This is a genomic window from Allosphingosinicella sp. (assembly GCF_036387215.1).
GTDB lineage: Bacteria > Pseudomonadota > Alphaproteobacteria > Sphingomonadales > Sphingomonadaceae > Allosphingosinicella.
Genome location: NZ_DASVUE010000037.1, coordinates 1 through 5278, shown reverse-complemented (window position 1 = coordinate 5278; position 5278 = coordinate 1). Strand labels below are relative to the sequence as shown.

7 protein-coding genes are annotated in these 5278 nt (G+C 65.6%); 5 read left to right on the top strand and 2 right to left on the bottom strand.

Annotated features, from left to right (window positions below):
- The 3 genes from VF662_RS01750 to VF662_RS01740 all read left to right on the top strand — a co-directional run.
- The coding region (locus VF662_RS01750) for a GFA family protein (RefSeq protein ID WP_464136982.1) at window positions 1-321 on the top strand (321 nt) is incomplete at its 5' end.
- Complete coding sequence (locus VF662_RS01745; RefSeq protein WP_464136980.1) at window positions 302-1060, top strand: alpha/beta fold hydrolase; 759 nt, start codon at window positions 302-304, stop codon at window positions 1058-1060. The genes VF662_RS01750 and VF662_RS01745, both read left to right, overlap by 20 nt.
- 65 nt (window positions 1061-1125) lie before the next feature.
- Window positions 1126-2988 carry a M2 family metallopeptidase gene (locus VF662_RS01740; protein ID WP_464136978.1) on the top strand — a complete coding sequence of 621 codons (1863 nt, stop codon included), beginning with the start codon at window positions 1126-1128 and terminating at the stop codon, window positions 2986-2988.
- Between the two features lie 15 nt (window positions 2989-3003).
- Here the strand turns inward: VF662_RS01740 and VF662_RS01735 are convergent, their stop codons facing one another.
- On the bottom strand, window positions 3004-3300 hold the full coding sequence (locus VF662_RS01735; RefSeq protein WP_464136976.1) for a hypothetical protein: 297 nt from the start codon (window positions 3298-3300) through the stop codon (window positions 3004-3006).
- A 77-nt stretch (window positions 3301-3377) separates the two neighbouring features.
- Window positions 3378-3860 carry a redoxin family protein gene (locus tag VF662_RS01730; RefSeq protein ID WP_464136974.1) on the bottom strand — a complete coding sequence of 161 codons (483 nt, stop codon included), beginning with the start codon at window positions 3858-3860 and terminating at the stop codon, window positions 3378-3380.
- Between the two features lie 77 nt (window positions 3861-3937).
- Between VF662_RS01730 and VF662_RS01725 the strand changes: the two genes are divergently transcribed.
- A complete protein-coding gene (locus VF662_RS01725; RefSeq protein ID WP_464136972.1) occupies window positions 3938-4498 on the top strand; it encodes a YqgE/AlgH family protein in 561 nt (186 codons plus the stop codon).
- A 111-nt stretch (window positions 4499-4609) separates the two neighbouring features.
- Entirely contained in the window at window positions 4610-5119 is a 510-nt protein-coding gene (locus VF662_RS01720; protein ID WP_464136969.1) for a hypothetical protein, read from the top strand.
- Window positions 5120-5278 lie beyond the last annotated feature (159 nt).

Below are 5278 nucleotides of genomic sequence, written 5' to 3'. Positions count from 1 at the left end.
ATGAAGAACGTGAAGCGGGCGGGCGTGCGATGGGAGCGGGAGCCCGATTATTACACCTCCTCGCCGATCGCCCGCAGGGGCTTCTGCTCGTCCTGCGGGACATCGCTCACCTTCGAATTCTCCGACGGGGAGAGCGAGAATCTCGACCTCATCGTCGGCACCTTCGACGATCCATCGCGTTTCCGCCCGAAGCATCATTTCGGTGCGGAGAGCATCCACCGGGCCTGGCTCAATACCGAGGGGCTGCCGGAGATAAGGACCGAGGAGCATAAGCGGCTCGTGGAGCGCTGGATCAAGGCCTGTGGCAAGCTCCCCGACTGAACATAGCTTCGCCGCGCCGGACGGCGCCGAGCTCGTCTGGTACGAGCTTGGAGAGGGGAGGCCGGTGCTTCTGCTCCACGGGCTCTTCTCCAATGCCCATACCAACTGGATCAAGTTCGGCCATGCCGCCGAGATCGCCTCGCGCGGCTTCCGGGTGATCATGCCGGACCTCCGCGCCCACGGCGCCAGCGCGGCCCCGCACGATCCTGCGAACTATCCGGCGGACGTGCTGGTCAGCGACGGCGAAGCCCTGATCGCTCACCTGGGGCTTCAGGAGTTCGATCTCGGCGGCTTCTCGCTCGGCGCGCGTACCGTGGCCGGAATGCTGATCGAGGGGATCCGCCCACGCCGCGCGGTGCTTGCCGGGATGGGCCTGGAGGGGCTGACCGGCTGGGCCCGCCGCCGCGACTTCTTCACGACCGCGATCGATCGGCGCGGGGAGGTAAGCCATGGCGACTCGCACTGGCTCGCCGTCCAGTTCATGAAGACGATGAAGATAGACGTGGAAGCCGCCCGGCTGCTGCTTGCGAGCCCGAGCGACTTCGACGCCGCGAAGCTCGGCACGATCGATGTGCCGACCCTCGTCGTCTGCGGGAGCGAGGATCAGGACAACGGCTCGGCCGAAGCGCTTGCGGCCGCCATTCCGGATGCGCGCTTCGCCGAAGTGCCTGGGACGCATATGAGCTCGGTGACGAAGCCTGAGCTCGGCCGCGCGATCGCCGATTTCCTTTCCGCTTGATCAGCCGCGGTTCAGTCGCGAAAGCTATCCACCGCGCCAAAATCCATTCGTTCGAGGATGTTGCCATGAAAGCCGCCGTTTCCGCTGTCGCGCTCGCGCTGAGCCTTGCCGCCTGCACGACCGCTGCCGCCGACCAGCCCGTGACCAGTGCAGCCGCGCCGCCAGCTCCGGCGGCCGGGACGAAGGCGCCCGCCACGGCCGAAGCTGCACAGGAGTTCGTATCGCGGGCGGAAAAGGAGCTGGCCGAACTCAACGTCATTCAGCAGCGAGCCGATTGGGTGAATGCGACCTACATCACCGACGACACCGATGCGCTTGCCGCTCATTTCGGAGCGCTTAACACCGAGCTCCGGGTCCGCCTCGCCACGGAAGCGGCCCGCTATGCCGAGGTGCCCGGCCTCAGCTCCGATACGAAGCGGAAGCTCGACATGCTGCGCGGCAGCCTGACGCTTCCGGCACCGTCCACCTCGGGCGCCGCCGCCGAGCTCAGCCAGATCACGACGCGGCTCCAGTCCACCTACGGCAAGGGCAAGGGCACGCTTCGCGGGCAGCCGATCAGCGGCAGCGACATCGAAGCGGCAATGGGCACCAACCGGAACCCGGCCGAACTCAAGGAAATGTGGACGAGCTGGCACACCAATGTCGGCACCCCGATGCGCGCCGATTATGCGCGGATGGTGGAGATCGCCAACCAGGGCGCGAAGGAGCTCGGCTATGCCGATGTGGGCGCGCTGTGGCGTTCCAAGTACGACATGCCGCCCGACGAGTTCGCGGCGACCACCGACAAGCTCTGGGGGCAGGTGAAGCCGCTCTACGATCAGCTCCATTGCTACACGCGCGCCAGGCTCAATGCGAAATATGGCGATGCCGTCCAGCCGAAGAGCGGGCCGATCCGCGCCGATCTGCTCGGCAACATGTGGGCGCAGGAATGGGGGAATATCTACGAGATCGTCGCGCCGAAAGGGGCCGGCGACATCGGCTACGACCTCACCAGCCTTCTGAAGCAGAAGAAGTATACGCCCGAGAAGATCGTGAAGACGGGCGAGCAGTTCTTCACCTCGCTCGGCTTCGCTCCGCTGCCGCAGAGCTTCTGGGAACGCTCGATGATCACGAAGCCGGCGGACCGCGAGGTGGTCTGCCACGCTTCGGCCTGGGACGTGAACAACCTCGATGATATCCGCATCAAGATGTGCACCAAGGTGAATGCGGACGATTTCGTCACCGTCCACCACGAGCTTGGCCACAATTACTACCAGCGGGCGTACAACAGGCAGCCGTTCCTCTATCTGGACAGCGCCAATGACGGCTTCCACGAGGCGATCGGCGATGCCATCGCCCTGTCCGTGACGCCGGACTATCTGGTGCAGATCGGGCTTCTGGATAAGTCGAAGGTGCCGTCGGCCGACAAGGATATCGGCCTGCTTCTCAATCAGGCGATGGACAAGGTCGCGTTCCTGCCGTTCGGCCTGCTGGTCGATCGGTGGCGCTGGGGCGTGTTCAACGGCGAGATCACGCCCTCCAATTACAATCGGGCGTGGACGGACCTCAGGCGGCAATATCAGGGCATCACCCCGCCGGTGGAGCGGACGGAGGCGAATTTCGATCCGGGTGCGAAGTATCACATCCCGGGGAACACGCCCTACACGCGCTATTTCCTTGCGCGGATCCTGCAGTTCCAATTCTACAAGGCCGCGTGCGACCAGGCAGGGTGGAAGGGGCCGCTCCACCGCTGCTCCTTCTACGGCAACAAGGAAGTGGGCCGGCGGCTCAATGCGATGCTGGAGATGGGTGCGTCAAAGCCCTGGCCGGACGCGCTCGAGGCGTTCACCGGCACCCGCGAGATGTCGGGCGAGGCGATGATCGAATATTTCCGGCCGCTGATGAGCTGGCTTCAGGAGCAGAATAAGGGGCGGCAGTGCGGATGGTGACGGCCCGGCGGTGACCTATTTCTTCGGCCGGTCGATCTTGATTTCGGCCGCCGAAGGCTCTCCGCCCTTCTTCTGCCGGAGATCGGTGGCGGTGATCGCGGCCGCCATCACCGAGCTCACCTTGCCGTCCTTGCCGCAATTGCGGCGGGCAAGCGCGCGGGTGCCGATATAGGCGCCGGCGGTCGCGGCAAGCGCGCCGCCGATCACCGCCGCGGTCGTCAGCGGATGCCATTGCGAGCCACCGGCGACCGCTTCGGGCGGAGTGGAGTCGTCCGCGCGCTCGCCGCTTCCGCCGGTGCGGTCGTCCGCCATGCCAATCTCCTGAACCCGCTTGAGAACCTTGTCTCAGCAATGCACGGGAAGCATGATGGTTGCGCGCGGGTAAGCGGTTACAGCCGCTCCAGCAGATAATCGGCGCTGCTGACGTTGAACGCGCCCGGCTCCTCGACATTGAGCTGCTCGACGACGCCGTCGTTGACGATCATCGAGTAGCGCTGGCCGCGCGTGCCGAGGCCGAACTTCGAGCCGTCCATCGTAAGCCCGATCTCCTGGGCGAACTGGCCGTTGCCGTCGGACAGCATGGTCACCTTGTCGCCCGCGCCGGAGCTTTCGCTCCACGCGCCCATCACGAACGCGTCATTGACGGCGGTGCAGGCGATCTCGTCCACGCCTTTCTCCCGAAACTCATCGGCCTTTTCGACGAAGCCGGGCAGGTGGCGGGCCGAGCAGGTCGGCGTGAACGCCCCTGGGACAGAGAACAGGGCGACCCGGCGGCCGCTGAAATAATCCTCGCTGTCCACCGGCTGCGGCCCCTCGGGCGTCGCTTTCATGAAGGTCGTCTTGGGAAGCCGGTCGCCAACCTGGATGCTCATCGCCTGTTCCTTTCGAATGGCCGTTTGTCTCGGGCGGCGCTCTAGCAGCCCCCCGCCGCCGCGCCTATAGCCGGGGCATGGACCAGCCCAAGTTCCTCACCGGCCAGCTTCTCCTCGCAATGCCCGGCATCGGCGATCCGCGCTTCGAGAAGGCCGTGATCGCGATGTGCGTCCATGACGAGGAAGGGGCGCTCGGCATCGGCCTCGGGCGCCTCGTGCCGAGGATCGGCTTCCACGACCTCCTGAGGCAGCTCGACATCGATCCGGGCGTCGCGCCGGACGTCGCCATTCACCTCGGCGGGCCGGTCGAGCCGCAGCGGGGCTTCATCCTCCACTCGCTCGACTGGGGCGGCGAGGGGAGCGTCCAGGTCTCCGACCGCTGGGTGCTCACCGCCACCCTTGGCATCCTCAACGCGATCGCGGAAGGGCGCGGCCCAACCCGCTGGATCGCGGCGCTCGGCTATGCCGGCTGGGGCGCGGGGCAGCTCGAGCAGGAGCTGTGCTCGAACGGCTGGTTCGCCACGCCCGGAAGCGACGACCTCCTGTACGGAAGCGACGTCGAGTCCCGCTGGACTCGGGCGTTCAACAGCGCCGGGATCGATCCGCGGCTTCTGACTTCCGACTTCGGCACCGCCTAAGGTCTTGAACTCCGAAGCGTTAACCAGCTTCGGCAACGTTTCGAACATCGCCGGGTGAGACCTTCGTCCTCGGCCGCAACGCGCGGCCCTGTGGACAAGGGGGATTACCGGATGACCAACATCGTTCTGAAGGGCGGCCTGTGCCTCGCCGCATTCGCAATCGGCATTTCGCAGCCCGCCGAAGCGGCGATGAATTGCTGGGACCAGACCCACACCGCGGCCGCGAAGGTGCGGGACCTGCAATCGCGGCTGATGGTGGCGACGATGCGGTGCCGGGCGTTCGGAATCGACGTGCTGCCGCAATATAACGACTTCGTGCGCGTGAACCGCTCGACGATCCAGGATGCGAACGGGCTGATCAAGGCGCAGTTCGAAGCCGGCGTCGGTGCCGCGCTGGGGCAGAAGAGCTACGACAGCTTCGCAACCGCGCTCGCCAACGAATATGGCGACGACCAGACGAGCGTCGAAATCTGCGAGGAAACGGCGAAGGTCGCCTCCGAAGCGATCGCCGCGCAAGGGAGTGTCGACCGGCTCCTGGAGATCGCCGATCGGCTCGGAAGCGCGCCGGCTCTCCCTGGCGGCCGCTGCCCGGTGACGTTCGCTTCGGCAGCGTCCGAATAGCACATATAAAGATATCTTTATATTTGCATTCCGGGGCGGTCGCGACTAGGGGAACCGGCACGCGACCGCCCCACCTTGCCGGCGGTCTTTTCTTTTCAGGAGACCGCTCTTGGCCACTCAGCCGCAGCCCAAATTCGACGATTACGTGATCCGCGACAT